We start from the raw sequence: 25,526 nt of genomic DNA, 5'->3' as shown, positions 1-25,526 counted from the left end.
CGTCCTGGCGAACACTCCCTCTTTCTTAAGCATCGCCTCATATATGAGGTACGCATGGTTATGTCACCCGGCGACCGTGGTCGCGGTGATAGTGCTGCTGCTCAACGACCACCTGCTCAAACAGGCCTGGCCCGGGTTCGTCACGGGCAAGCTGAGCGACGTGGCCGGGCTCGTCGTGGCGCCGCCCCTGGTCGCGCTCCTCTTCCGGCGCCGCGCCGACGCGGTGGCCGTCCTGCTGACGGGTGCGCTCTTCGCGCTCGTCAAATCCACGGAGACGGGCGCTGACGCCGCCTCCCAGGTATGGAGCCTGCTGGCGGGTCCCTCGCGCGTCCTGGCCGATTTCACGGACCTGCTCGCGCTGCCCGCGCTCGCGCTGGCGTGGTGGGTCCGGCAGCGGACTCTGGGCGAGGACTCCCCGCGCCGGCGGGTGCTGGTCACGATGCCGCTGGCCGTCCTGGCCGTGACCGCCACGTCCGGTTCCGTGCCACCACCCGGGGCGTACGCGGTGGAGACGGGCGGCGACCGGATCACGGTCTTCCTGGCGCTCAACCCCGGGCCCGAGGCGGTGACGTCCCAGGACGGCGGCCGTACCTGGACCACGTGGGAGGGCGCGCCCGAGCGGGCGCCGCAGAGCGCCGCCTGCGTGCCCCGCCTGCCGCAGCGGTGCTACCGGATCCTGGAAGGCGGGCGGGGCGTGGCCGAGTCCGACGACTACGGCCGCACCTGGCGCGGCTCCTGGGAGCAGCCCGAGTACAGGCGCGAGCTGCTGGCCAGGCGGTACGGCGACGCGCCCGGCGTGCGCCTGCGGGCGCTGGCCGTGCAGGCGAGGGCCGGTGGGCACGTGGTCGTGGTCGCCGGCGGGCTCGACGGGATCGTGGTGCGGGAGACGTCCGGCGAGTGGCGGCGGGTGGGGTGGCCGGGGCCGCTCGCGTCCACCGAGGACGACGACGACGGCGTCCTCGACCCGGAGCGCGACGTCGCGATCGTCCTCGCCGTGGCCATGCTGCTGGCGTCCGTCGCCACCGGGCTACGCCGGTACTACCCCGCTTTCACGGTGTTCGCGGCGCTGGGGTGTTTCGGGCTCTACGTCCTGCTGGAGACCCCGGACGAGCACACCGTCTTGGGGGTCGATCCGGCCAAGCTGGCCGCCGGTCTGGGCCTGACCGTGGTCTCAGCGGTGGTCTGCGGCCTCCTGGCCATCGACGGACGCGCCCGGCCCAGCCGGGTCGCGATCGGGCTCGGCACCGCGCCGCTGGTCTACGCGGGCGTGTACCTGCCCTTCCTGGGCTGGTCGGTGGGAGTGCCGCCGTCGTACGCCGCCGCCGTCGCGGTGGCCGTCGTGCTCGCCTCGGGCGCGATAGCCGGGGGCGTCGCGCTCATCAGGCGCGACGCCCGCCGCACGCCCGACTACTTGGCCGGCTCCAGGACATCGAGCCCCACGTAGGGACGCAGCGCCTCGGGAACCACCACGGACCCGTCGGCCTGCTGGTGGTTCTCCAGGATCGCGACGATCCAGCGGGTGGTGGCCAGCGTGCCGTTGAGCGTGGCCAGGTGCTGCGGCTTGCCGTCCTTGTCGCGGAAGCGCACCGCCAGCCTGCGGGCCTGGAACTCCGTGCAGTTGGACGTCGAGGTCAGCTCGCGGTAGCGGCCCTGGCTCGGGATCCAGCCCTCGCAGTCGAACTTGCGGGCGGCCGACATGCCGAGATCACCCGCCGCCGTGTCGATGATGCGATACGGGACCTCGATCCGCCGCAGCATCTCCTTCTCCCAGCCGAGCAGCCGCTGGTGCTCCTCGCTCGCGTCCTCCGGGCGGACGTAGGAGAACATCTCCACCTTGTCGAACTGGTGGACGCGGATGATGCCGCGCGTGTCCTTGCCGTACGAGCCCGCCTCGCGGCGGAAGCACGACGACCAGCCCGCGTAACGCAACGGCAGCTCGTCGCCGTTGAGGATCTCGTGGGCGTGGTAGCCCGCCATCGGCACCTCGGACGTGCCGACCAGGTACAGGTCGTCTTCGGGCAGCCGGTAGATCTCCTTGTCGTGGGCGACGTGGAAACCGGTTCCCTGCATGGTCTCGGGCTTCACCAGCACCGGAGTGATCATGGGGACGAACCCGTACTCGATCGCCTGCTGCATGGCCATGTTGAGCAGCCCGAGCTGCAGGCGCGCGCCGACGCCCTTGAGGAAGAAGAACCGCGAGCCCGAGACCTTCGCCCCGCGCTCCATGTCGATGGCGTCGAGCCGCTCGCCCAGCTCCAGGTGGTCTTTCGGCTCGAAGTCGAACACGCGCGGCTCGCCGTGGGTCTCGAGCACGACGTAGTCGTCCTCGCCGCCGTGCGGCGCGCCCTCCTCGACGAGGTTCGGCACCGTCTGCAGGACGTCGTCGAGCTCGCCCGCCAGCTTCTCCGCCTCGGCCTCCGCGGACTTGACCTGGGCCGCGAGATCCTTGGCCCGCTGGAGCAGCGCGGCCTTCTCCTCGCCCTGCGCCTTGGAGACCGACTTGCCGAAACTCTTCTGCTCGGCGCGCAGAGACTCGAACGAGGTCAGCGCGGCGCGGCGGCGCTCGTCCAGGTCGAGCAGCGTGTCGACGACGGAGTCGTCCTCGCCGCGGGCACGCTGCGAAGCCCGTAGCCGGTCGGGATCCTCACGAAGGGTACGCAGGTCAATCACAAGGAAAGGCTACCGGCGCGGAACCGTCGAACGCCCCTCGTTTAGATCCGGCCGTCGCGGACGCGCGCCAGCCAGTCGCCCGCCTCGGCGAACTCGGCGTCGGCCGTACCCCGCTTGATCTGGGGAGCGACGCCGTCGGCACGCGGGTAGCTGCCGAGGAAACGCACCTCACCGCAGATGCGGTGCAGCCCCGAGAGGGCCTCTCCGACACGGGCGTCGGCCACGTGGCCCTCGAAGTCGAAATGGAAGAAATAGCGGCCGATGCCGTCGCCCGTGGGCCGCGACTCGATGCGGGTCAGGTTGACGCCGCGCACCGAGAACTCCGTCAGCATCTCCAGCAGCGCGCCCGGGCGGTCGTCGGCCAGGAAGACCACCAGCGTGGTGCGGTCGGACCCGGTCGGCTCGGGCAGCGCGCCCGGCCTGCTCACCCTGATGAACCTGGTGACGGTGTCGGCGCGGTCGCCGATGTTCCTGGCCAGCTCCACCAGCCCGTAGCGCTCGCCCGCGATGCGCGCGGCGATGGCCGCGTCGTACGGCGACCCGGGCAGCGACACCTCCTGCGCCGCGGCGGCCGTCGAGGGCGCGGCCACCACGACCGCGTCGGGCAGCTCGCGCGCGACATAGGCGCGGCACTGGGTGATCGCCGCGGGATGCGTGTAGACCCGCTTGATGTGCCCGATCTCGGTGTCGGGACGGGCCAGCAGCGAGAACTGCACCGGCAGCAGCAGCTCCGCGGTGATCAGCAGCGGCTCGCCCCAGGCGAACTCGTCCAGCGTCGAGGTGATCCCGCCTTCCAGAGAGTTCTCCAGCGGGACGACGGCGCCCTCAGCCTCACCGCTCCGCACGGCGTTCAGCGCCGCGCTGACCGTGGCGCACGGCAGCCGCTCGGCCTCCGGCTCCAAAAGCCGCAGGGCCTCTTCGGTGAAGGTCGCCTCAGGTCCGAGATAGGCGAGTCTGGGCATGCGTACAGAGTATCCGCAGGTTGGCGCGTCGCGCGAAACTTTCAGCGCTTTATCGACTGCGGGGTGAAATGCGGCCCGAGCCCCAGCCTGGCTGCGCGAACCGCCTCCTCCTCTTCGGGCGACAACGGCTGCACCCCCTTGCCGCTCACCACCGACCGCACGTACGTGCGGGTCTCAGAACTCCCGTTGATCGAGGTCAGGACGATGCCGTCGCCCAACGCGTTGATCATCGCCACCGAGAACGAGAGCCTGCCCGTCATCTCCGCCAGCGCGTCGTAGCGGTAGACGGCCACGTCGCGGATGGCCTTCAGGTCGCTCCTGCCCTCGCTCGACTCCGTGGTGAGCAGCTGCCGGCACTCCTCGACCGTGGCCCTCGCCCCTCGCAGCGCCTGGTGGCCGATGACCACGCCGGTGACCCCGGCGACGACCCCCACGACGACCCATACGGTAACCAGCACGTCACAGAGGGTAACGTCTCGGCTAAAGTCTTCCCCGCCGTTTCGGCAACCACGCTCCCAGCAGCCAGACCAGGCCGAGCGCCCCCAGCCCGAACCCGTCCTGGACGATCTTGCCGAGAACCGGGCTCAGCACCGGGATGTCCGCCGCCTTCAGCGAAACCCCCCACCACGGGATCGGCACCACGAAGAACAGCCACACCCCCGCGGCCACCCGCAATCTGACCGGATCGCGGCCGTCGCCCACGATGGCCCCCAGCACCACGACCACCCAGGCCAGATGGTGGATCCACCCCACCGGCGACAGCAGCGCGGCCATCAGCCCGACCAGCGCGACCGCGGTGACCGGATCGTCCGCCCGGTAGGCGTCGCGCGCCGCGCGGAACCCGAACCAGCCCACCACGGCCACCAGCACCACCCACAGACCCACCGTGAGCCCGTCGGGCAGGTACAGCCGGATCAGCATGCCCCGGATCGACTGGTTCGTCGTCGCCGCGTTCGCCCCCAGCCGCTCCGGATCGAACAGCGCGGAGAACCAGAAGTCGGCGGCGTCCTGCGGGACGACGGCGAACGGCAGCAACGTCAGCAGGGCGGCGACGAACGACGCCATGAAGAACGTCCGCCACTGCCGCGTCACCAGCAGGTAGATGAGGAAGACGCCCGGCGTCAGCTTGATCGCCGTGGCCAGACCGATCAGGAACCCGCGCGGCCACCACGGCCGCCTGGCCACGCAGTCGGCCAGGCAGAGCGCGACCAGCAGGATGTCGATCTGGCCGAACCGCACCTGGTCCCTGATCGGCATCAGGTACGCGCACGCGACCATCAGGAAGGCGAACAACCAGGGTGCGTACCTGCCGAGCGCGTCCCTGCCCGGCACCTGCCTGCCCAGGACCTCCCTGAACGAGAATCCGACGACCACGCCCAGCGCCACGAAGACGCCCGCCGTCCAGACCCACTGGGCCGTCACCCACGGCATCTCCGCCAGCAGCACGGCCAGCAGCGCCGCGATCGGCGGGTATGTGAAGGGCAGCAGCTGCGGGGCCGGGGTGAAGAACTCGTAGACGGGGCGGCCTTCGAGGATCATCTGGCCGCCGGTCCGGTACACGTCGAGGTCGACGAGCCGCTGGTCGTCCGGGTTCGTCAGCCACTCCCGCACCAGCGGGACGACCGCGACCACGATGACCAGGACCGCGACCGCCCACGCCCACCACTGCCGCCGGATCGTCCGCACCTCGACACTTGTCACGGTGTGGCAGGCTACCGTGGCTGTTGTTTGTCGAGGACGCACATGCGGGGGTTCGGACATGCCAGGGGTCACCGTCGGCGAGCCCGCAAACCCGCCCGCTCGCCCCTCACGTCCCGCCTTCCGCTCTCTTCCCCGACGTCTCACCGCGCGCTACGCGCCCTCGCCTCTCACCCCGCACTCTCTGCCCTCGCCTCTCGCCTCGCACGAAGGCCACGCACAGCCAGCACCCGCGCGAGAGCGGCTGGCCACGCGGGGGCGGCTGGCCGGGCGGGGGCGGCTGGCCGGGCGGGGGCGGCTGGCCGGGCGGGCGATGGCCGCGCTGGCGCTGGGCCTCGGCCTGGTGACGCTCACCGGCACGCTCCCAGCCAGCGCGGCGACGGCTGGGCACGCCCACACGGCCACCGAGACCGGCAGGCACACCGGCCCGACCGGAACCACCACGTCGGGCGACCACACCACACCGATCACCCTCCTCAGCACGGCGACGGGCGGCCGCGTCACTCCGGTCGCCTCCCTCGGGCAGGGTGCCCGGGTCGGGGCGACCGCGCGGGGACGTGTCGCGCTGATCGGTGTCCCGGGGCTGGAGTGGAGCGACCTGGACCGGTCGCGCACCCCGAACCTGTGGAAGCTCGTCACCGGGGGCGCGTCCGCCTCCCTCTCGACCAGGGCCGTGCCGCCCCCCGACCGGAGCGTCACCTGCCCCGTGGCCGGTTGGCTCACAGTGTCGGCGGGCCAGCGAGCCGGCACGGCGGGCAGAGGCTGCCCCTCTGCCCCCACTCCCCAGCCGAACGGCGAGGGCGCGGCCGTTCCCGGCTGGGCCCAGCTGGCCGCGTACCAGGGCGGCACCGGCTACGACGCCCAGCTCGGCACCCTCGGCCAGCTCGTGACGGACGCGGGCGGCAAGGTGGCCGCGATCGGCCCCGGTGCCGCGCTCGCCGCCGCCGACAAGGCCGGAAATATCGCCAAATACGCCGACAGCCCAGACTCCCTGACCGACCTCACCCCCTACAACCTGATCGTCCTGGACGCGGGCGACCTCGCCACCGCCTGGTCCCGCCAGCCGCTCGACGAGTACGGTGTCCCGACCTCTCTCTCGCCATCCACCAGGCAGGCAGCCGCCGCCCAAGCGGACCGCCGCGTCGGCGCCCTCCTCGGCAAACTGCCGTCAGACACCACGATCCTGGTGGCCGGAGTCTCGGACATCACCCCGGCCGCGCACCTGCACGTCGCGATCGCCACCGGCCCCTCCCCAGCGGGCGGACCGTATTGGCACGGCTACCTCACCGCCACCTCCACCCGCCAGGACGCGCTCGTCACGATCACCGACCTGACCGCCACCACGATCCAGCTCCTGGGCCTGGACGCTCCCCGTGCCGTGGTCGGCCGCGCCTGGCTCAACGACGGCTCGGCCCCGGCCACCCCCGCCGACACGGTGACGGAACTGTCGGACATGGACCTCGCCAGCCAGGTCCTCCGCGACGTCCGCGGCCCGTTCTTCGCCGTCTTCGTGACGGTCCAGCTCCTCTTCTACGCCTTCGCCGCCCTGGCCCTCCGCCGCCGCCGCTCCACGTCAGCCAACACCCCCGCCGAAGGCTCCACCACATCCACACCCCAAGCCCCCACGCCTGACGGGGAAGCAGCCCCGTCGCCCTCCTCGGCGACGGAAGCTCCCGCCAGTAGCCCAGCCGCCTCCACGGAGAGGACCGCCGGGACCTCGCTCCTGGGCTCCTCGGCAGGCTCCGGCGCCGATACGGACGGGGGCAAGCTGGCGAGCGCGTCCGGGCTGCTGGTCGCCGTGCAGGTCGTGGCCGTGCTCAGCGGCGCCATCGCGATCTCCACGTTCCTCGCGCAGTTGGTGCCCTGGTGGAGCCTGCCCGCGCCGATGCTCGCCGTGATCGTGACGATTCTCGGCACCGCCGGACTGATCACCGCCCTGGCGTTCGCGGGCCCGTGGCGGGCGCACGTGCTCGGACCGCTCACCGTGGTAGCGCTCATCACCTCGTTCGCCCTGCTCGTCGACGTGATGACCGGCTCGACGCTCCAGGTGAACGCCGTCACCGGGTACGAGCCCGTCACCGGTGGACGGTTCTACGGCTTCAGCAACATCGCCTTCGCCATCTACGCGACCGGCACCGTCCTCGGCCTGGCGGGAGTGGCCCAGTGGCTGCTCGGTAAGGGCACGTCGCGGCTCCTCGTGCTGCTGGTGTGCACCTTGTACGGCGGCCTGGCGGTGTTCGCCGACGGATGGCCGTCGTGGGGCGCGGACTTCGGCGGCGTTCCGGCCTTCGTGGTCGGCTTGGCGGTGTTCCTCATCCTGCTCTCCGGTCGTCGGGTCTCGGTGGTGAAGCTGCTGCTGGTGGCGGTGGCGGGCGCCGTGCTGATCGGCGCGATCGCGGTGTTCGACTGGCTGCGTCCGGACACGCAACGCACCCACCTCGGCACCTTCGTGCAGCAGATCATCGACGGCCAGGCCTGGACCGTCGTCGGCCGCAAGTTCAGCGCCATGGTCGGCGTCACCATCGGGAACTGGTCGCTGACCCTCCTCTCTCTGGTGGCGCTGGCCTTCCTCTTCCTGGTGCTGGACCGCCCTTCGCGCTGGGGGGCGTCGGCGCTCGGGCAGGCCTACAAGCTCGCCCCAGCGCTGCGCGCGGGCCTGTTCGGCGCCCTCACCAGCGCCTTCATCGGATTCCTCATCAACGACTCGGGCATCGCCATCCCCGCCATGGCGCTCACCGTGGCGGTGCCGCTCACGCTCGCTGCCTGTGTACGCGCCCTCCAGCTCTCCAGGCCCACCACACCAGAGCCACGGTCAGCGCCAGCAGCGTCCACGGAACGACCTGAGACCTGACGACGGTCGTGAGCCACCCGAGGTCCTCCGGCAGCACGCGGACTCGCGCCGGGAGGTAGCCGAGCGACAGCACGAGCAGGTGCAGCACGACAAACCGGTCGAGCATGGACAGCGTGGACCGGTTGAGCCCGGAGGCCGCCACGAGCGGCAGCACCCCGAACGCCAGCCCGTCGTACCAGGGCAGTGCGTACGGCGTCGCGAAGAGATACGCGACGACCAGCACAGCCGCGACGAGCGGCGCATCGAGCTCGGCGCGAGCCGTGGCGGCAGCAGTCGCACGTGAGGCGAGGCGGAACAGGACCCAGGCCACCAGGACCAGGACGAGCAGGGAGCCGATCTGGATCTCCGCCCGGTAGGCACTGCCCTTGCCGACGATCGACTGCAGCCAGCCCTGGACCAGCCTCCAGAACGAGGCGAGCGAGATCGACTTGCTGGTGCGGCTCACGGGGCCGATCGCCTCCGGACCGGCGATCGCGTAGCCGACGACCACCACCGCCAGGGCGGTGCCTGCCATCAGGGCCAGGCGGCCTGGTCGCCGCCGCAGCTCCCAGGCCGGCCCCAGCGCGACGATTCCGGCGTTGATCTTTATCGCGACGCCCAGGCCGAGCAGGGCGCCGGATCGGATCGGACGCGCCCTGGCCACGAGGGCCGCCACCATACAGGCGATGGTCAGGGTGTCGACGTGCATTCCCGCGACCAGCTGGTAGAGCAGGAGCGGGTTGGCGGTCCACAGCAGCGCGGCCCTCAGGCGGTTCGCGGGATCGTCTCTGGTGAAACGGTCGATCAGCAGACCCGTGGCGATGAAGGCGGCGGCGTTGACCAGGGCGAGCACGAAGATGGTCAGCCGGAGCGAGTCGCCGCCGACCCAGCTGGCCAGGGCTTGCACGGCCGTCGCCACGGGGCCGTAGACGGTCGGCTCTTCACGCCATGGGGCTTCCACCGCGTCGGCGATGGGATCGCCCGGCATGTCGGCCGCGCCGGTGGTGTACGGGTTGAGGCCGAGCGTCACCATGCGACCGTAGGCGGCGTAGTTGAGGTGATCGCCGGAGCCCGAGGGGGGCAGGAAGGCGAGCACACCTGCTGCAACGCATCCGATGAGCACGAGGACCCGGGCGCTCGGCCGCCAAGGGCCGCTCCGGGCCCGCTCGCGCCGCTGTGACACCACTGGTGTGCGGCCGGCGCCGGACGGACCATGCGCCGTCGCCTTCGACGTGAGGTCGATCTGGGCGCCATCGGAGGCGGGCACCGACGCACTGGTCGCCGCCAGGGCGGCGAGCAGGCCGAAGGCGCCGATGATGATCGCGGCCGCGGCGAGCGCGACGACCAGGTGCGGGGCCGCGTGTGCGGTCAGGGAGTACGGCGGTTGCCAGGCTGGGCCGCTCAGCGCGGGGACCGCGGCCGACGGGCCGAGGAGGCCGATCGTGATGGTCAGCAGGATCGAGACGCCGATCGCTGCCACTGCCGCCCTGGCGAGCCAGTCGGGCGCCCCTCCGTGCCGCTTCTCCGAAGTCACCCGCAAATTCCAGCACACTCAGCTGCTCGTCAAACCTCAGCAGGGGGGCCTGTGGATAACGAGCGCCCCTCGGCCAAGGGGGTCGCTCCCGGGGCCAGGGGCGGTCGCGAGGAGGCGCCGCGACGTGGTGGGTGGGGGTTGTTCGGGAGGTGGGCAGGCTTCGAGAGAGTGCCGTGGCCAAGCTGGTTTGTGGGGCGATCGTTGGTGGGGGGTGTTGGTGGGGTTTGGGTTGAAGAAGGAGGGGTGTTACTTGGGCCGCGACTGGCTACCGATTGGGGCGGAGTTTGTTGAGGTTTTGGGTGATTAGGGGCTCGCGGGTCGCCAGAGCGAGGGCCACGTCCCGCAACTGTCTGGCGCGGTGCAGTTGGGCGCGCCAGTCGGTTCCGGTGGCCCTGTGGGCCATCTCCACCTCGACCTCCACCACTCGGAACCCCTTGCGCAGCAGGTCGATCGTCAGACCGGTCTCCACGCCGAAGCCGTGCGCGAGCGGGCGGGCCGCCTCGAAGGCGTCGCGTGTCAGGCAGCGCTGGCCGTTCAGGGGCTGGGACGCGGTGAAGCCCGTAGCCCGGCGGATGCCGTCCCTGGAGAGGCGGACGACCATGCCGTGGCCCCCCAGCTTCACCCGGGTCGCGAACAGCGCGATGGACATGTCGGCCGCACCGGAGCGGATCGGCTCGATGAGGGCGGCTGCCGCCTTGGCCGTCTCGCCCAGGTCGGCGTCGAGGAAGAGCAGGTGGCGGGGGGTGTCGGGATCGAGGAGTCGGACGGCTTCCGCGCCGCTCTCCATGGCGGCCGCCTTGCCTCTGTTGCGGCTGTGGCGTACCACCCTGGCGCCCGCGGCCCTCGCGACCCTGCCCGTCTGGTCCGTCGAGCCGTCATCGACGACCACGACGAGGTCCACGCCGGGCAGGGCGAGGGCGCTGGTCACGGTGGGGCCGATGCGATCGGCCTCGTCCTTGGCGGGGATGATGACCGCTACATCGCTCACCGTTGCTCGCCTGTTCCGCGAACGGCCTTGGCTGTCGGCCGTTCGCTGCTTCGGATAGGTGGTGTCATGACTTGTCGGAGATAAGGAACTCCTGCGGCACCTCGTCGTGCACGGTGAACACCGAGTCCAGCCCGGTGACCTGCAGGATCTTGCGTACGGCGGGGCGGGGCGCGGCCATGTCGAGGACGCCGCCCTGCTCCTTGATCCGTTTGAGTGCTGAGAGCAGCACGTTCATCCCCGTGGAGTCACAGAAATCCACGGCGGACATGTCGATGACCACGCGGCTGGGCCCGTCCTGCAACAGCCGAGTGAACTCCGCCTGCAGATGGGGTGCCGTATAGAGGTCGATTTCACCGGCGATCGCAACGAGTGCATGGCCGGCATGTGATCGAGTCGAGACCTTGAGCTCCACATGGGCAGGCTAGCGGCGCGACGGCCTCCGGTCACGTTCTCTCGCCGATAGGCGAAGGTCAGGTTTTTGTCCCCCGTTTAGGCTCCACGGAAACGGAGAGTACGCGAAGCTTGACAGCGTGACACCGGCCAGGCCGGCAAGGGGGAGGCCCGGAAACCTCCGCACCCGGTCGCCACTTCATCCAGAGGGAGGGGCGGGGCGAGAGCACGGGCCCGCGCATCGATGAACAGAGAACACCCTGAAGATCCCCAGCGTCAGCAGCTCCGCGAGAGGCTGGAGGCCATTCTCATCCGCACGGGGAAGGCCGCCTCGTGGCACGACGAGGCCGGGCGGCTTCGCGAGCTGGTGAACCACGAGGGCTACGTTCCCGTCCACACCCGGCTGGCCAGGGAGGACCTCGACTTCCTCGCCGGCGCCCGCGACGACCTGCTGACGTTCGCCGAGCTCGGGTTGCGGCTGCTCGACCTCCACCAGCCCCGCGACGCCGGCGGCATCACCAGCGACTCCGCGCATCCGATCCTGCGGTGCCGGAGCTGCATGTGGCGGTGGCCGTGCCCGACATTTCGTGCGATGTCGGAGTCGTTCAGCACCGCCCGCGACACCTCCCTCTCGGAGTCGCTCTGACTGGACGGCTGAGCGCCCTCGCGCGGCCAGGTGAGGGGGCCACGCGCGGCTGCGCCGGAAGCCGCGTCAAACTGGGCACGCGTCCTCACGTGGCCGAGTGGGACGGCGTCGAGCCGGGCGGGCGTCCTCGCGCAGCCGGGCGGGACGGCGTCGAGCCGGGCGGGCCTCCTTGCGCGGCCGGGTGAGGAGCGGCGGCGTGGTCGGGCTGGGGCCACGTGGCACGGCGGGACGTCAGGTCACCAAGGGGAGGCGGATTTCGAAGCGGCAACCGGGGCCGTCATTGACCACGCCGATGACGCCGTCATGCGCCTCGACGATGCCCTGGGCGATGGCCAGGCCGAGGCCGGCGCCGCCGTCCGGGGTGGGGGTGCGGGCCGTTTCACCCCTGAAGGCGACGTCGAACACCCGGGGAAGGTCCTCTTCGGGGATCCCTCCACAGCAGTCGGTGACCGACAGGCAGGCCATGCCCGCGTCCACCGCCGCCCGGAGGACGACGGTCCGGTCCGAGGGCGTGTGCCTGATGGCGTTGACGACGAGATTCCCGAGGGCACGGCTCAGGGCGCCCGCGTCGGCCGTGACGGGAACCGCCTCGGCCGCCTCCGCCGAGAGGCGCACGCCCTTGGCGCGGGCCAGCGGCTCGGCCCCCGCGAGGGTGTCGGCGACCAGGTCCGCCAGGCCGATCTTGGCCGGGGAGAGACGGAGGGCGCCCGCGTGGATCCTGGAGAGCTCGAACAGGTCGTCCACCATGGCCGACAGGCGTTCCACCTCCAGCTTGATCTGGGCGTGGTAGCGGGCGACGGTGTGCGGGTCGGCGACGACGCCGTCTTCGAGCGCCTCGGCCATGGCCCGCATCCCGGCGAGCGGGGTGCGCAGGTCGTGGCTGACCCAGGCGACGAGCTCACGGCGGGCGCCTTCCAGGGCGCGTTCCCTGGCGTACGCCTCCTCCAAGGTGTTGGCGATCGTCTGGAGCTCGGCGGGCAGGCCGCGTGGCGCGGTGAAGGGCAGGTCGCGCACCGCGGCGACGAGCCGCCTGCTCTCCCCCACCACCCGTCTGGCCAGGACGTACGCGACCCCGAGCCCGACCAGGCCGCCGACGGCGACCACGCTGAGCACGATGTCCCGCACGGGGCCGTCGATGATCATCTTCAGCGTGATCGCCACCACCCCCGCGAGCGTCGCGGCGATCGCCACCACCATGACGATCGCGAGCATGACCCCGATGGACCGGGTGCGGAGCCACCACATCACCGCCACGCCCAGGATCGCCACGACCAGCCCCAGGCCCGCGGTGACCGCGATGATCATCCCGAGGTCGTCCATCGCGGCGCGCGCGGCCACACCTCCGTCTCCGGCGGACGCGAACCCACCCAAAGCGAACCCACCCCAAGCGGCCCCGTCCCCAGCGGGAGCGAACCCAGCGATCGCGAACCCAGCGGTCCCGAACCCAGCGGTCCCGAACCCAGCAGACATGAATCCAGCAGCCGCGAGTCCGGCCACGGCGGTCATGGCTCTGTATCCAGCGGCTCGTACCGGTACCCGACCCCCCAGACCGTGACGATCCGCCGCGGTTCGGTCGGGTCCGGTTCGATCTTCTCCCGCAGCCGCCTGACGTGCACGGTCACGGTGGACGAGTCGCCGAACGACCACCCCCACACCTGGTTCAGCAGCGCCGACCGGCTGAAGGCCTGCCTGGGGTTGCGCATCAGGTAGGCGAGCAGGTCGAACTCGCGGGCGGTCAGCATCACCTCGCCGTCGCGCAGCCGTACCTCGTGCGCGCCCACGTCCACCACCAGGTCGCCGTCGCGCAGCACGCCCGTGCCGCCCGTCACCGACGCGCCCCTGGCGCGGCGCAGCACGGACTGGACCCGCAGCGCCAGCTCGCGCGGGCTGAACGGCTTGGTCACGTAGTCGTCGGCGCCGGTCTCCAGGCCGACCACGCGGTCGATCTCCTCGCCGAGCGCCGTCAGCATGATCACCGGCACCGGCCAGCGTTCCCTGAGCTTCTTGCACACCTGGAGGCCGTCGATCTTCGGCAGCATCAGGTCGAGCACCATCAGGTCGGGCGGCCGGGCCAGCGCGCGGCGCAGCGCCTCGGCGCCGTCGCCCACGCACTCGACCTCGTGTCCGTCGCGTTCCAGGTACCGCGCGACGACCTCCGCCACGGTCGGATCGTCGTCGACCACCAGGATGCGGGTGTTCACCTTCTCACCGTACGGCGGGCCCTGACGGGGGAAGCGAAACCGACACCGACGTCATTGGTTCGTAAGCCTCGCGGATCATGTCCGCAGGACGTACGGTGGGCACATGGGTCGAGTAGTCATGCTCGTTATCGGCGCCCTTCTGGCGCTGTTCGTGTTGTTCAACTTCATCCTCCCCATGGTCGTGGGGCTGTTGAAGATCGCACTGGTCATCGGAGTGGTCGCGCTGCTCGTGTTCATCGCGGTCACCGTGGTCGGTAAGTCGTCCTCGTCGCAGTGACGACGCTGTTCCTGTTCGACCCGTGGCTGGTGGGCGTCACCATGGTGGCGATCCTGCTGCTGGCCACGTGGGCCGCGACCTTGCTGCCTGTGAGCGGCTCGGCGCGGCCCGGTTTTCCGCTGGTCTACGCCAGGCGTACGGCGTTCCAGCGTCAGCGTGACCCCGACGCGGCCGGGAGGCCGCGTCCGAGAGCCCCGTCACCGCGCCCCGCTTCCGGCTGAAGCGGGGCTCCGCGCACGAGCCCCGATCCCATCTCCTGATCGAAGGGCTCATGATCGATTCTCTCGTCACGTTCGTCATCGGCATGTCGGGCGGCAACGCCGCCCTCGGCATCGTGCTGTTCACCCTGACCGTCCGGGTCCTGCTGCTGCCGCTCGGCGTCAGGCAGGCGCGTGCCGCCCGCGTCAAGGAGCGGCTGGCTCCCAAGTTGCGAGAGCTGCAGAAGCGGTACGGACGCAATCCGGAGCGGCTGTCCAAGGAGATGTCGGCGCTCTACGCGAAGGAGGGCAGTTCGCCCTTCGCCGGGATCCTTCCCGGGCTGGCGCAGGCGCCGTTCATGTGGCTGATCTTCCGGGTGGCCACGCATCCCACGGCGCTGGCCGGGCACCAGCTCTTCGGCGCTCCGCTCGGCCAGCAGGTCGCGGGCGTCGTCGCTAATTTCGGTCTGGTCAGCTGGCCGGTTTTGGTCTTCGCGGTGGTCATCGCGCTGATCGCGGTCGTGGCCTGGCTCGCGTCCCGCAGGATCAAGGTTTCCGAGGAGCAGCCGGAGCTCGTGCGGAGGCTGCTGCCGCTGGCTCCGTTCGGTGCCGTGCTGGCCGCGACGGTGCTCCCGCTGGCGGCCGCGCTCTACCTGCTGGTCTCCACGGCGTGGACGGCCGGGGAGCGGGCCGTACTCGCCGCCCGGCCACTCTGAGACCGTCGGCTACCCGGCCTCTCTCAGGGCGTGGACCTGCCCGTTCATCTTTCCGTTGGGGGCGGGCAGGATCGCCCACACCGTGGTGGTGTCGCCTTCGTGGCGGACTCCCCAGCTCTCCGCGACGTACTCGACGATGCCCAGCCCTCGTCCGCCGAGGGAGGACAGAGTGGGGCGGGACGCGCGCGGCTCGGTCGCCGCACCGCCATCGCTCACCGCCACCTCTACATGATCTTCGCTTCGCAGCCAGGCCACCCTGACCATCCCCGAGGGCAGCGGATGCGCGTGCCTCAGGGCGTTGCTCAGCAGCTCGCTCACCACGAGGACGGCATCGTCGATCGCTGAGGCGAAAACCCCGCAATCCTGCAGGTCAGTACTTAGACGCTGGCGGGCGACGGCGACACTGGACGGCGCGTACGGCAGCAGCACCACGCTTGACACACCCACCTCCCCGCTCCCAGTGCCCCCCGTGGGAACACACCCCGGTACGACCGAAATGCCCCGTTACTCAATCCCAGAAACCGCATCTCGATCACAGCTTGTACACATTGGACGATAGATCAGCGCATCCGTGACCACCTCGTTACCGCATCGGTGTGTCGGATCCGATAGTGGGAGCACGGCCCATGACGAGCCTCATCCTGGTGCCCCCTCCGGGGCGCGGATGCGCGCTCACGTCCCCGCCCTGGGCCCTGGCGAGGCTGCGCACGATGTAGAGGCCGAGCCCGACGCCGCCGAACCTCCTGCGGTCGCCGCTGTCGGCCTGGACGAACCGATCGAAGATCCGCTCACGGTCGCGCGCGGCGATGCCGACGCCCTCGTCGTCGACCACCACGATCACCGTGCCGTCCTCCGCCCACGCCTGGACGCCGATCAGCCCGCCCTCAGGCGAGTACTTGAACGCGTTCTCCAGGAGCTGCCCGAGGACGATGTCGGTCGCCAGCGCGTCGCCCCGCACGAGCGGCAGGCCGTCGGGGACCCGCACCTCCACCCGGTGCCTGTCGGACAGCACGGGCAGGCCGAGCGTGGCCGCGCTGATCCGCTCCGCCAGGTCGAACGTCTCCACCCGCACGGCCGGCTCCTCCGCACCCGCGCGGGCGCCGAGCAGCAGGTGGTCCATGAGCTGCGCGAGCGACCTGGACCGCTCGGCGATCGTGTGGACGGCCGAGCGCCGCTCGTCGTCGCTCAGCTTGTCCCAGCGCGAGGCGAGCGTGCTCGCGAACCCGCGCACGATCGTGATCGGGGTCCGCAGCTCGTGGCTGGTGGTGGCCAGGAACAGGTCCTTGGCCTCCTCCAGCGCCTTGGCCGTGGACACGTCCCGGAAGTCGACGACGAGCTCGCCCGTCTCCTCGATGCGCGCGCTGACGACGTCCAGCCAGCGGCCGGTGTCGAGCTGGAAGGTCAGCTTCTCGCCCGGGTCCGGCACGGGGAAGGGCGGGCGCCCGCCGATCACGGAGTCGGCGGACATGGCGGTGATCTCGGCCGCGGCGGGGTTCCAGCGCAGCACCCGCCCGGCTCCGTCGAGCACGGCGATGCCGTCGGCGCTGGCGTCGAAGATCGCCCGCTCGTGTGCGCGCTGCCGGACCGCGTCCTGGTAGGCCATCGCGTTGCCGACGGCGATGCCCGCATGCCCGGCGAGCAGCTCCAGCAGTTCCAGCTCCACGTGGCCCGGTTTGCGCCTGGCGAACAGCGCGTACAGCGCCCCGTAGGGTCGGCCGCCGACGGCGGCCAGGCCGAGCGCGATCGTGTGCAGGCCGCTCAGCTCGGCCCACACCAGCTCGTCGAGCCCCTGCGACTCCAGCATGACGGTCTTGCCCGTGCGTAAGAGCTTGCCGACCAGGCTCGTGTGCAGGTCCGTGACGGTGCCTCTGAGAGAGTCGGGCAGCTGGTACGTGCTGACCAGCCGGAGCAGGTCGCCCTCGATGAGCACGAAGCCGCCCGCGTCGGCGCCGGTCAGCTCGGTCAGGCTGGCGGAGATGCGGTCGAGAACCGCCGGCAGCTCCAGCTCGGCGTTGATGTCGCCCACCACGTCCGTGAGCCTGCGCACCAGCCGGGCGCGGCGAGCCATGCGCTGCCCGGCGGCCTCGTCGGCCTCGGCCAGGTGGTGGACGCACACGTACCCCGCCACCGAGCTGCCCTGCCGCAGCGCGCTGATGTCGACCCGCAGGTCGAGCACGGTGCCGTCGCTCCGGACCCGCTTGGTGCGCAGCGACACCTGCCCGCCCGTCCGCACGCGTTCGAGCACCGCGTTGTGCTCCGCCGTCAGCTCGCCCGGGACGATCGGCACCCTGCGGCCGAGCACCTCCTCGGCGGTCCAGCCGAAGAGCCGCTCCGCGGCGAGGTTCCAGACGAGGACGGTCTGGTCCCTGTCGAGCGCGACCACCGCGTTGGGCGAACTGGCGAGTACCGCACTTGCCGTTTCCTGGTCACTACTGGCCCTGTAGTCCCCCACACCTCCATAGTGCCTGTGGCGTCGTGCCGCCGACGGGCGATCCGTCCGATACGCTGCGGTCACGGCTTTCCGAGGAGGGTGAGGGTATGTCGAGCAATGACCTCGATGCCCTGTTGCGGGTTACCTCCTCCACCTATCGCGGAGAGGCGCCACCCGACATCGCGCTCGGCACCTACGACGGCGCCGTCGGCAGGCTGGTGCTGGCCGTGACGGGCAAGGGCCTCGCGGCGTGCAGCTTCGAGCCGGAGGACCGGGTGTTCGAGCAGATCATCCGGCATGTCGGTACGTTCGTCGGCCCCGATCCCGGCAGGCTCGACCCGGTGCGCAGGGAGCTCGACGCGTACTTCTCGGGTCGGCTGCGCACCTTCGCCACGCCGGTCGATCTGGCGCTGGCCACGCCCTTCGCGCGTACGGTCCTGCAGAAGACGATGGCGGTGCCGTACGGCACGACCACGACCCTGGAGGAGATCGGCGAGCGCATCGGCAGGCCGCGCGCGCTGCGCGCGGTCGGCAACGCGCTCGGCGCCAACCCCGTCTGCGTGATCGTGCCGTGCCACCGGGTCGTGCACGCCGACGGCGGGCTCGGCGACTACGCGGGGGGCGTGGCCGCCAAGCAGCACCTGCTCAACGTCGAGCGGCGCGCCTCAGCAGCCCGATGAGCAGCGTCACGAGCGCGGCCACCACCGCCGCGCCGAGCGCCCCGTTCATCCAGGGCTGCCTGGTGAAGCCGATGGCCTCGCGCGCCGACACCCAGAACGCGTCCCACCCCTTCACGGTGGGGGTCGAGGTGGTCAGCCAGTAGGCGACGAAGCCGAGCGCCCAGGGCGCCACCATGGACCACCGCGCAGGGGCGTCCTCGGCGGTGTTCCACCAGGTCGAGCCGCCGAGCAGGAAGTAGTCGACGGCGAGCACCGCGAACATCGGCACGAAGACGGCGCCGATCACGCCCAGGAACGCCCCGTACGAGGTCACGTCCACGACCAGGGCGATGGCGACCGTGATCACGCCGATGGCGGTGGAGAAGATCCGCCGGTCCACCCTGGGCATGAGGTTCTGCAGGGAGATGGTGGTCGAGTAGACGTTGGCGAAGGACTGGTCGGTCTCGCGTAGCACCAGGATGCCGAAGAAGAGCGCGCCGAGCGGCGCCGCGATGAACGGCTCGAAGACGGCGGTGCTGTCCTGGAAGACCGCGCCGGCCCCGGCGATGGCCACCGCGTAGACACCGAGGCCGAGGCAGGCCACCTGGGCCAGGGTGTAGCCGCCGACCACGCCGGTGAACGCGGCGCGGCTGGAGCGGGAGTGCCTGGCGAAGTCGGCCGCCATCGGCACCCACGAGACCGACAGCGCGATCACGTAGTCGACGGCAGGGGCGAAGGCCGTCCAGGACCCGCCGGTCTGCGGCTGCGCCTTGCTCAGGAAGACCACGGCGAACCAGACCAGCGCCACGATCACGCCGGCCGTGACGTACCTACGCAGCAGCCTGATCGCGCCGAGCGGCCAGATCGTCAGCGCGGTGGTCAGCACGCCCGCGGCGATCACCCACACCTGGTAGGGCACGGCGGTCCCGAAGATCGCCGTGGCGGCCTTGGCGATCACCCACAGCTCGAACGCCCCCCAGCCGAGCATCTGGACGATGTTCAGCACGGTCGGGACGTAGGAGATCCGCGTCCCGAACAGGCCGCGGAGCAGCACCATCGCGGGCCGGCCCGTCTGCGTGCCCGGCACCGCCGCCAGGCCCACCATGGCCGTGCCGATCAGGCTGCCGACGACCGTCGCCACGAGCGCCGCGGTGAGGCTGAGCGGCGTGCCCTGGAGCGGGTCGAGCAGGAACAGCGCGCCGGAGAAGCCGAGGAGGCTGACCCCGAGGTTGGCCCAGAGCGCGCCCTGGTCGAGCACGCCGAGAGTCTTCGGGGGAGCCTCGTCGAGGGTCAGCGGAACTTCGTTGACGCCATGCGTCATCGCACACTCCCTACGCCGGCATTACCCGGACAGGTTCATGCGGTCGGCAGCAGCGGTAGCTGCCCTCTCAGCCTGGTTGCCCCAAGCTCCCGCGGGGGTTGGTCGCAAAGCCGGGATCATCCCAGCTCGCGCCCCCATGATGCACTATTCGCCCGCATTCAACTACCCCGCCCCGGCTACTCCCCGGTTGCTCGGTTGGACGTTCGCCGAAGGACACGGTGCTGGGCACGTCGTCGGCCAGTGGGACCAGATGTCGGCATTTTCCGCGATCTCCGAAATGTGACGCCTGATCCGGTTAGGCTCCGATGATCTTCAACAGCCCCAGCCAAGGAGTCGCCCGCGTGACGATCCGAATCCTCGCCACCGCATTGCTCGCCGCCTCGACCACGCTCCTCGCGAGCACCCCCGCCGGCGCGACCGCGGTCGACTACACCGGCAAGGACCCGTACAAGACGGGCTGCGCCCGCTCCTCCCGCGTGATCAAGACAGCGGACCTGCTCACCTACGTCAACAACGAGGACGTCGGCGACGTCACGCTCATGTGGTCGCGCACCTGTAAGGCGGCCTGGGGCGTGATCAAGGTTTCCCCGGAGGCGACCGGCGCCATCCTGCTCGCCACCGATCTCAAGGAGAAGGGGAAGACGTCCTACCGCAGGTATACGGCGGGCAAGGGCGGACGGCACTGGGGGCCGATGTTGGCGGTGGCCTCCGGGAGATGCGTGTACGCCTGGGCCGAGGCGTCAACCGGCCGCACCGTGAAGGACTCCGGGCACGGGAAGACCGCGATGGCGTGCCCCGGGACTGCCCGGTAAGCCCTACCCGGCCTTTCACGCCCGCGGCGGTTCGGGTGGGACCGGCCGCACCGCGGCTACCGTACGGGGACGGCGAGCTCGCGGCCGCGGTAGAAGCCTTCCCGCTCCGCGACGACGTAGGGGGCCATGGCCTCACGTCGACGCGTCTCGGCCTCGGAGGTCCGCCAGGAGTCGCACTCTTCCTTGGTGTCCCACAACGACACCCCGGTGATCTCCTGCTCGTCCTCGGACCAGTACGCGTAGGCGTGGCGCAGACCCTGCGGGTACGGGCTCGGGCGCCACGCCCTTTCGAACTCCTCCAACGTGCCCGGCTTGATGCGGCGCGTCGTCACCCAGACGAAGTGCTCCCTCATCGCAGCCTCCCCCGGAACTCCGATTCGGCTTGATGCGCTCTCTCCATCCACCATAGTTCGCTGCCGGGCCCTCCCCCGGTCCTCGATCGCTCCCGGCCCTGTGGGCACTATTGCCCCGCCGCCCAGAAAGCTGAGGCTCTGCCACAATCCGTCGGCATGAAGATCACGCGTAGCCGAACGGTAGTGATCGCTTGCGTGCTCGGGCTGGCGGCGTGCACGGCCGAACCATCACCGGTGGTCGGCCCGCCGGCTTCAGCAGGCCAACCGAAGACGTCCGCGTCGAGCGCGGCACCGCAGTCGTCCCCGACGGCCTCTCTGGTTTCGACGCCTGAATGGCAGTCGGTGGAGCCGGACGGTGAGCAGTACGCCACCGCTCTGAACGATGTGGCGGCGACGGGTCCAGACACCGCCTGGGCGGTCGGTCATCACGCCGGCGCGGAGGACGAGTCTCCCCGGGGAGTTCTGGTGCGCATGGACGGCCTGCGATGGCGGGCCGAGCAGAACATCTGGGGTCGCATCTCCGGCGCGCTCAGCTCGGAGTTGAGAGCAGTGGACGCCGACGACTCCGGCAACGCCTGGGTCGTCGGCAGCGTCGATGCCATGGGTGAAGACGGCCCGGATCTCAAACGGTTCCCCATGGCCTTGCGCTGGGACGGCCGAAACTGGGAGATACACACGCCCTTCAAAGACGCCTGGGACCTGCACACGTCCTTCAAAGACCGCAAGGATCATTGGCTGACCGACCGACTGACCGACGTCGCCGTGGACGGCCGGCGAGCGGCTCTGATCGGGCTGCGCGGCCTGGAGTCCGCGGGTGCGATCAGCTCGCCCATCCTGTTGACCTGGAACGGCAGGCGTTTCAGCAGACGGGAGTATCGGCGTGGAGGCAGGTTCAACGCCGTGGACGCCGGAGCGGGGCACATCTGGATCGCGGGCATGTCGTCCAGCGGCCGATGCACGGACTCGCACCCGGCGATCTGGCACAGCGCGTCCCCCGGTGGCGCGCCGACGCAGATGAGGCTGCCCTGGCTGGGACGCGGCTCGTTGCGGCATATCTGGCAGAACGGCCCGTCCGACGTGTGGGCGGTGGGCGAGACCGGCACCCGGTGGGCCTGCGACCAGGACGGTCCGGGCGGACCGCTGGTCCTGCACTGGAATGGAACCTCCTGGAAGAAGATCAAGCTGCCCCGGTGGAAGGTGACGCTGCAGAGCGTCACCGCCTTCGCCGCTGACGACGTGTGGGTGGCCGGTGTCGAGTACGGCGGCGACGATGAACCCACGCGGGTCACGTTGCTGCACTACAACGGACGACGATGGACCCGCGACTACCGCGGCGTCGCCGGCGGGGTCTGCGGTGACGGCTTCACGATCACTCGTGTCCCCGCCCCCTCCCGTCTCCTGCTGGCCGGGAGGGCGGGCTGCGGGGACGACGAGAAACCCTCCCTCCACGTCCGCCGTTGATCCCGCCCCGGAGGGTCGAAGCGGAAGGCCGGCCCAGGCCGCTCCTTGATCTGAAGGGGCGACCAAGATCTTCAGGACACCAGAGGCCGGTACATGTACGGGGTGGTGGTGGTCAGCTGCGCGAACCCGAGCCGCAGCAGGATCGGACGGCTCTCGCTGGACGCGTCGACCTGGAGGTAGCGGTAGCCGCGCTCGGCCGCGATGCGGGCACGGTACGCGATCAGCGCCCGGTAGACGCCCCGCCCGCGCCAGGCCGCCACGGTGCCGCCACCCCAGAGCCCGGCGAAGTCGACGCTGGGTTCCAGCTCGACCCTGGCCCCGCTCACCGGCACGTCACCGGCCATCGCGACGACCGCCGCGAGGGACTCCGGCCGCTCGGCGAGCCGGGCGAGCAGCTCCTCCCTGAGCCCCGGGGCCGACTCGCCGAACGCCCGGTCGTGGGCGTCCATCAGCAGATCCACGCCGGCCTCGTCCTCGACGGGACGCAGGTGCACGCCCTCGGGCGGCCGGGCGTCCGTGGGCACGTCGCCGACCCGGGCGACCATCAGGGACTCCTCCGGCTCCGCCGTGAAGCCGGCCGCCAGCAGGCGTTTCGCCAGGTCGTCCGGGCGGTCGTGGGCGTACAGCTTCCACTCGAACGCGCGGTTCAGGGAGGTGAAATGCCGCACCTGTTCCGCTATCGCCGCGTCGGCGGTGGACTCGTCCAGATCAGACCAGAGCACGCCGTTCCAGCCGCCCTCGGCTGCCGCGCGCACCACGCGACCTGCCCGCTCGCCCTGCCCTGCCCGCACCTGGCGGTCGAAGGCCGCCAGCACCTCATCTCGGTTCACCGGCCCACCCCAGCACCGCGTACCGGCGCCGGGCAACCGGTTTTCAGACCGAGGCCGCTACCAGTGGCCACACCCAGCCTCATCATCACGTCGAGCGCTCAAAGGAGTTCCCGAAGCCGCTCAGCCGTGATCCCGGCCTGCCGAACGATGGAGGCTAGCGTGCCCACGGCCATACTGTCGTGAAGCGGCACGATGGCCGTGCGCGTCTCTTACTCGCCGACCTGTCGAAGCTTGCCATGGCTTCCCTTGACGCTGACCACCTCGAAGCCGCATTTCTCCAATGCTCGGACCACCTGAGCCCCCGAGCAGACCGGAAACTGACGAGGGCTCACGCCGACAGCCGGATCTCGATCGGAGCCACGATGGGTTGCTGCTCCGCTTCCGGAATGGGCTCATCCTCGTAGAACAGCTCAAGAGCTTCCCGGAGATTGGCCAGTGCCTCGTCAACGGTTCGGCCCTGGCTGGTGACCTCGACCTGGAGGCACCGAGCGACATACCAGCCCTCGTCATCCGGGGTCACGGTCGCGGTCAACCGCACGGTCTGGCTCATGCGACCAGCCTACGCCAGCGAACCCGAGAGCCCCCCGGAATCCACCAGCGCGCTCCAGCCACGCGGCCCCTGGCTTTCAGGCCACGAACGGGGGCTGGCCGGTCTCGCTGACCATGGGACGCTGCGCGCCCTCCCACGACTGCATGCCGCCCCCGACGTTGACCGCGTCGCGGCCGAGGTGGTTGAGCCACGCGGCCACCTGCTGCGACCTGCCGCCGACCCGGCAGACCACGTAGACGGTCTGGTCGGCGGGGACCTCCTCGACCCGCCCCTGGATCTCCGTCATCGGGATGTGCACCGCCTCGGGAGCGTGCCCTGCCACCCACTCCCCCTGTTCGCGCACGTCCAGCAGGAAGCCGTCGGCGGGGACGTCGCACGCTGCGATCTCGGGAACCGTCATGCCTCCATCATCGCCTGTCGCGCGTGGTGGACGGGACGGGCTGCGGCAATCGGACGGCGCTCCAACCTGCGCTACTTGAGCAGCCGCGACAGCCGGCGGTCCGCGAGGGGCTTGCCGCCCGTCTGGCAGGTGGGGCAGTACTGCAGCGACGAGTCGGCGAAGGAGACCTCGCGGATCGTGTCGCCGCAGACGTCGCACGGCTGGCCGGTGCGGTTGTGGACGCGCAGGCCGGACTTCTTCTCGGCCTTGAGGTCCTTGGCCGCCAGGCCGTGCGCCCGCTCGACCGCCTCGCGCAGCGTGGTGATGATGGCCTCGTGCAGGTCGGCGATCTGCGCGTCGGTCAGCGTGGATGCGATCTTGAACGGCGACATCCTAGCGGCGTGCAGCACCTCGTCGGAGTAGGCGTTGCCGATGCCCGCGATGACCTTCTGGTCGCGCAGCAAGCCCTTGATCTGGGCGCGGTTGCCGCTGACGATGCTCTTGAGCGCCGCCGGGGTGAAGGACTCGTCGAGCGGGTCGGGGCCGAGGGCGGCGATGCCGGGCACCTCATCCGGATTTTTCGTGACGTAGACGGCTAGGCGCTTCTGCGTCCCCGCCTCGGTCAGCTCGAAGCCCGGCGCGCGGCCCTCGTCGTCCGGAGCCAGCCGCACCCTGACCGCGAGCGGCCCCTTGCCCGGACGGACCGGCTTCGCCCCCGACAGGTCCTCGCGCCAGCGCAGCCACCCCGCGCGGGCCAGGTGGATGACCAGGTGCACCCCGTCGCAGTCGAGGTCGAGGAACTTGCCGTGCCTCGACACGCCCGTGACGGTCAGCCCGCCGAGCGCGGTGACCGGCGGGTCGAACGTCTTGAGCGCCTGGATCGCGACCACGTCCACGCCCAGGATGGTGCGGCCCACCGCCTGCTCGCGCAGGAACCCGGTGAGCGATTCCACTTCGGGAAGCTCCGGCATGCCACCAGGGTACGTGGCGCCGTCCACAGCCTGTGGACTGTCAGGGCACGTCCCAGAACGCCAGCTCGTGCGCCATGCCCTCGGTGAACAGCGCCTCCGCCCGCGCCGGGTCGGGGCCGGCCTCGTCGATCATCTCGGCGATCCGGGCGGCGAGGGCGGCGAACCCGGGATCGGCGTAGGTGTCGACCCAGGCCCGGTAGCGCGGCTCGGTGGGCGGGTTCTCCGCCAGCTTCCTGCCGAGCATCGAATACCCCCACATGCAGGGATAGAGGGCCGCCAGCCCCTCCCCGTACGAGGCCGCCGCCTCCAGCAGGAAGGACGTGTACGCCGCGCACGCGGGCCCCTTGGCGGCGCCGTCCAGATCGGCCCCGAACCGGGCCGACAGCGACCTGTGCAGGTCCAGCTCGTCGTGGAAGGTGGTGTGCGCCAGATCGACCAGGTCGCCCAGGTGCGCGTTGGGCGCCTGCCAGGCCAGCCGGGCGAACACCCGCACGTAGTCGTGCAGGAACAGGTAGTCCTGCTCCAGCCACGACCGGAACACCGGCTCCGGCAGATCCCCCCGCCCGATCCCCACCACTGTGGGATGCGCGAGCTGCGCCTCCAGCAGCGGGCGTCCGATCGCGTGCAACCTCTCGGAGATATCCATGGAC

General features: G+C 70.8%; 27 protein-coding genes and 1 riboswitch. Of the genes, 9 read left to right on the top strand and 18 right to left on the bottom strand.

Going from position 1 to position 25,526, the window contains the following annotated elements; genetic code table 11:
- Positions 1–76 precede the first annotated feature (76 nt).
- Entirely contained in the window at positions 77–1,444 is a 1,368-nt protein-coding gene (locus ABT294_RS30750; RefSeq protein ID WP_350809790.1) for a hypothetical protein, read from the top strand.
- Here the strand turns inward: ABT294_RS30750 and serS are convergent.
- The 4 genes from serS to ABT294_RS30730 are packed head-to-tail and all read right to left on the bottom strand — an operon-like array spanning position 1,408 to position 5,333.
- Positions 1,408–2,670 carry a serine--tRNA ligase gene (gene serS / locus ABT294_RS30745; RefSeq protein ID WP_350809789.1) on the bottom strand — a complete coding sequence of 421 codons (1,263 nt, stop codon included), beginning with the start codon at positions 2,668–2,670 and terminating at the stop codon, positions 1,408–1,410. The genes ABT294_RS30750 and serS overlap by 37 nt on opposite strands.
- Before the next feature lie 41 nt (positions 2,671–2,711).
- Entirely contained in the window at positions 2,712–3,632 is a 921-nt protein-coding gene (gene pheA / locus ABT294_RS30740; RefSeq protein WP_350809788.1) for a prephenate dehydratase, read from the bottom strand.
- Positions 3,633–3,673: 41 nt separating this feature from the next.
- Positions 3,674–4,090: a DUF4446 family protein gene (locus ABT294_RS30735; protein ID WP_350809787.1), complete on the bottom strand. Its 417-nt coding sequence runs from the start codon at positions 4,088–4,090 to the stop codon at positions 3,674–3,676.
- 22 nt (positions 4,091–4,112) lie between these two features.
- Positions 4,113–5,333 (bottom strand): glycosyltransferase 87 family protein, encoded by a 1,221-nt coding sequence (locus tag ABT294_RS30730; RefSeq protein ID WP_350809786.1) that lies wholly within the window; start codon positions 5,331–5,333, stop codon positions 4,113–4,115.
- A gap of 58 nt (positions 5,334–5,391) precedes the next feature.
- Between ABT294_RS30730 and ABT294_RS30725 the strand changes: the two genes are divergently transcribed.
- Positions 5,392–8,181 (top strand): hypothetical protein, encoded by a 2,790-nt coding sequence (locus ABT294_RS30725; protein WP_350809785.1) that lies wholly within the window; start codon positions 5,392–5,394, stop codon positions 8,179–8,181.
- Here the strand turns inward: ABT294_RS30725 and mptB are convergent.
- The 3 genes from mptB to ABT294_RS30710 form a co-directional block, all read right to left on the bottom strand.
- Positions 8,081–9,694 carry a polyprenol phosphomannose-dependent alpha 1,6 mannosyltransferase MptB gene (mptB, locus tag ABT294_RS30720; RefSeq protein WP_350809784.1) on the bottom strand — a complete coding sequence of 538 codons (1,614 nt, stop codon included), beginning with the start codon at positions 9,692–9,694 and terminating at the stop codon, positions 8,081–8,083. The genes ABT294_RS30725 and mptB overlap by 101 nt on opposite strands.
- A 265-nt stretch (positions 9,695–9,959) precedes the next feature.
- Positions 9,960–10,682 carry a glycosyltransferase family 2 protein gene (locus ABT294_RS30715; protein ID WP_350809783.1) on the bottom strand — a complete coding sequence of 241 codons (723 nt, stop codon included), beginning with the start codon at positions 10,680–10,682 and terminating at the stop codon, positions 9,960–9,962.
- A 64-nt stretch (positions 10,683–10,746) separates the two neighbouring features.
- Positions 10,747–11,094 carry an STAS domain-containing protein gene (locus ABT294_RS30710; protein WP_350809782.1) on the bottom strand — a complete coding sequence of 116 codons (348 nt, stop codon included), beginning with the start codon at positions 11,092–11,094 and terminating at the stop codon, positions 10,747–10,749.
- Between the two features lie 222 nt (positions 11,095–11,316).
- On the opposite strand from ABT294_RS30710, the gene ABT294_RS30705 reads away from it, so the two are divergent.
- Complete coding sequence (locus tag ABT294_RS30705) at positions 11,317–11,718, top strand: hypothetical protein (RefSeq protein WP_350809781.1); 402 nt, start codon at positions 11,317–11,319, stop codon at positions 11,716–11,718.
- A gap of 231 nt (positions 11,719–11,949) precedes the next feature.
- On the opposite strand, the gene ABT294_RS30700 is transcribed toward ABT294_RS30705, so the two are convergent.
- Positions 11,950–13,056, bottom strand: a complete 1,107-nt coding sequence (locus ABT294_RS30700; protein WP_350809780.1) for a sensor histidine kinase — start codon at positions 13,054–13,056, stop codon at positions 11,950–11,952.
- Between the two features lie 164 nt (positions 13,057–13,220).
- A complete protein-coding gene (locus ABT294_RS30695) occupies positions 13,221–13,919 on the bottom strand; it encodes a response regulator transcription factor (RefSeq protein WP_350809779.1) in 699 nt (232 codons plus the stop codon).
- Positions 13,920–14,022: 103 nt separating this feature from the next.
- Between ABT294_RS30695 and ABT294_RS30690 the strand changes: the two genes are divergently transcribed.
- From ABT294_RS30690 to ABT294_RS30680, 3 genes are read left to right on the top strand one after another with little or no spacing between them, the layout of a single operon-like run.
- Positions 14,023–14,196 (top strand): hypothetical protein, encoded by a 174-nt coding sequence (locus tag ABT294_RS30690; protein WP_350809778.1) that lies wholly within the window; start codon positions 14,023–14,025, stop codon positions 14,194–14,196.
- A complete protein-coding gene (locus ABT294_RS30685; RefSeq protein ID WP_350809777.1) occupies positions 14,193–14,417 on the top strand; it encodes a DUF6412 domain-containing protein in 225 nt (74 codons plus the stop codon). Before ABT294_RS30690 ends, ABT294_RS30685 begins: the two co-directional genes overlap by 4 nt.
- Before the next feature lie 50 nt (positions 14,418–14,467).
- Entirely contained in the window at positions 14,468–15,109 is a 642-nt protein-coding gene (locus tag ABT294_RS30680; protein ID WP_350809776.1) for a YidC/Oxa1 family membrane protein insertase, read from the top strand.
- Positions 15,110–15,118: 9 nt separating this feature from the next.
- On the opposite strand, the gene ABT294_RS30675 is transcribed toward ABT294_RS30680, so the two are convergent.
- The gene (locus ABT294_RS30675) at positions 15,119–15,550 is read right to left on the bottom strand and encodes an ATP-binding protein (RefSeq protein WP_350809775.1); all 432 of its coding nucleotides are present in this window, start codon (positions 15,548–15,550) and stop codon (positions 15,119–15,121) included.
- Between the two features lie 142 nt (positions 15,551–15,692).
- Positions 15,693–17,561, bottom strand: a complete 1,869-nt coding sequence (locus ABT294_RS30670) for a sensor histidine kinase (protein ID WP_350809774.1) — start codon at positions 17,559–17,561, stop codon at positions 15,693–15,695.
- 86 nt (positions 17,562–17,647) lie between these two features.
- Here ABT294_RS30670 and ABT294_RS30665 point away from each other — a divergent pair, with 86 nt between their 5' ends.
- Entirely contained in the window at positions 17,648–18,220 is a 573-nt protein-coding gene (locus ABT294_RS30665; protein WP_350809773.1) for a methylated-DNA--[protein]-cysteine S-methyltransferase, read from the top strand.
- Here ABT294_RS30665 and ABT294_RS30660 read toward each other — a convergent pair.
- Positions 18,186–19,520, bottom strand: coding sequence for a purine-cytosine permease family protein (locus ABT294_RS30660; RefSeq protein WP_350809772.1), 1,335 nt, complete (start codon positions 19,518–19,520; stop codon positions 18,186–18,188). The genes ABT294_RS30665 and ABT294_RS30660 overlap by 35 nt on opposite strands.
- A riboswitch (TPP riboswitch) is annotated at positions 19,511–19,623 on the bottom strand. It overlaps the preceding gene by 10 nt.
- A 238-nt stretch (positions 19,624–19,861) precedes the next feature.
- Here ABT294_RS30660 and ABT294_RS30655 point away from each other — a divergent pair.
- Positions 19,862–20,332 carry a DUF2690 domain-containing protein gene (locus tag ABT294_RS30655; RefSeq protein ID WP_350809771.1) on the top strand — a complete coding sequence of 157 codons (471 nt, stop codon included), beginning with the start codon at positions 19,862–19,864 and terminating at the stop codon, positions 20,330–20,332.
- Between the two features lie 56 nt (positions 20,333–20,388).
- On the opposite strand, the gene ABT294_RS30650 is transcribed toward ABT294_RS30655, so the two are convergent.
- Complete coding sequence (locus ABT294_RS30650; protein ID WP_350809770.1) at positions 20,389–20,685, bottom strand: hypothetical protein; 297 nt, start codon at positions 20,683–20,685, stop codon at positions 20,389–20,391.
- Between the two features lie 471 nt (positions 20,686–21,156).
- Here ABT294_RS30650 and ABT294_RS30645 point away from each other — a divergent pair, with 471 nt between their 5' ends.
- Positions 21,157–22,146, top strand: coding sequence for a hypothetical protein (locus tag ABT294_RS30645; RefSeq protein ID WP_350809769.1), 990 nt, complete (start codon positions 21,157–21,159; stop codon positions 22,144–22,146).
- Positions 22,147–22,217: 71 nt separating this feature from the next.
- Here ABT294_RS30645 and ABT294_RS30640 read toward each other — a convergent pair whose 3' ends face one another.
- The 5 genes from ABT294_RS30640 to ABT294_RS30620 all read right to left on the bottom strand — a co-directional run bounded on the left by ABT294_RS30640 (position 22,218) and on the right by ABT294_RS30620 (position 25,522).
- A complete protein-coding gene (locus ABT294_RS30640; RefSeq protein WP_350809768.1) occupies positions 22,218–22,976 on the bottom strand; it encodes a GNAT family N-acetyltransferase in 759 nt (252 codons plus the stop codon).
- Positions 22,977–23,304: 328 nt separating this feature from the next.
- A complete protein-coding gene (locus ABT294_RS30635) occupies positions 23,305–23,526 on the bottom strand; it encodes a type II toxin-antitoxin system HicB family antitoxin (RefSeq protein ID WP_350809767.1) in 222 nt (73 codons plus the stop codon).
- Between the two features lie 76 nt (positions 23,527–23,602).
- Entirely contained in the window at positions 23,603–23,926 is a 324-nt protein-coding gene (locus tag ABT294_RS30630) for a rhodanese-like domain-containing protein (protein ID WP_350809766.1), read from the bottom strand.
- A 71-nt stretch (positions 23,927–23,997) separates the two neighbouring features.
- Positions 23,998–24,876 carry an Fpg/Nei family DNA glycosylase gene (locus ABT294_RS30625; protein WP_350809765.1) on the bottom strand — a complete coding sequence of 293 codons (879 nt, stop codon included), beginning with the start codon at positions 24,874–24,876 and terminating at the stop codon, positions 23,998–24,000.
- 40 nt (positions 24,877–24,916) lie between these two features.
- The gene (locus ABT294_RS30620) at positions 24,917–25,522 is read right to left on the bottom strand and encodes a TenA family protein (RefSeq protein WP_350809764.1); all 606 of its coding nucleotides are present in this window, start codon (positions 25,520–25,522) and stop codon (positions 24,917–24,919) included.
- Positions 25,523–25,526: the final 4 nt, after the last annotated feature.

The organism is Nonomuraea sp. NPDC000554, assembly GCF_040300065.1.
Lineage (GTDB): Bacteria > Actinomycetota > Actinomycetes > Streptosporangiales > Streptosporangiaceae > Nonomuraea.
This window is presented reverse-complemented; position numbering and strand designations above follow the sequence as displayed.

Coding starts and splice junctions, on each gene's coding strand:
- ABT294_RS30725 (WP_350809785.1), top strand. CDS start 5,392: ATGCCAGGGGTCACCGTCGGCGAGCCCGCAAACCCGCCCGCTCGCCCC.
- ABT294_RS30645 (WP_350809769.1), top strand. CDS start 21,157: ATGGACGGCCTGCGATGGCGGGCCGAGCAGAACATCTGGGGTCGCATC.
- pheA (WP_350809788.1), bottom strand. CDS start 3,632: ATGCCCAGACTCGCCTATCTCGGACCTGAGGCGACCTTCACCGAAGAG.
- ABT294_RS30630 (WP_350809766.1), bottom strand. CDS start 23,926: ATGACGGTTCCCGAGATCGCAGCGTGCGACGTCCCCGCCGACGGCTTC.
- ABT294_RS30690 (WP_350809778.1), top strand. CDS start 14,023: ATGGGTCGAGTAGTCATGCTCGTTATCGGCGCCCTTCTGGCGCTGTTC.
- ABT294_RS30650 (WP_350809770.1), bottom strand. CDS start 20,685: ATGAGGGAGCACTTCGTCTGGGTGACGACGCGCCGCATCAAGCCGGGC.
- ABT294_RS30635 (WP_350809767.1), bottom strand. CDS start 23,526: ATGAGCCAGACCGTGCGGTTGACCGCGACCGTGACCCCGGATGACGAG.
- ABT294_RS30680 (WP_350809776.1), top strand. CDS start 14,468: ATGATCGATTCTCTCGTCACGTTCGTCATCGGCATGTCGGGCGGCAAC.
- ABT294_RS30665 (WP_350809773.1), top strand. CDS start 17,648: ATGTCGAGCAATGACCTCGATGCCCTGTTGCGGGTTACCTCCTCCACC.
- ABT294_RS30660 (WP_350809772.1), bottom strand. CDS start 19,520: ATGACGCATGGCGTCAACGAAGTTCCGCTGACCCTCGACGAGGCTCCC.
- ABT294_RS30705 (WP_350809781.1), top strand. CDS start 11,317: ATGAACAGAGAACACCCTGAAGATCCCCAGCGTCAGCAGCTCCGCGAG.
- ABT294_RS30620 (WP_350809764.1), bottom strand. CDS start 25,522: ATGGATATCTCCGAGAGGTTGCACGCGATCGGACGCCCGCTGCTGGAG.
- ABT294_RS30625 (WP_350809765.1), bottom strand. CDS start 24,876: ATGCCGGAGCTTCCCGAAGTGGAATCGCTCACCGGGTTCCTGCGCGAG.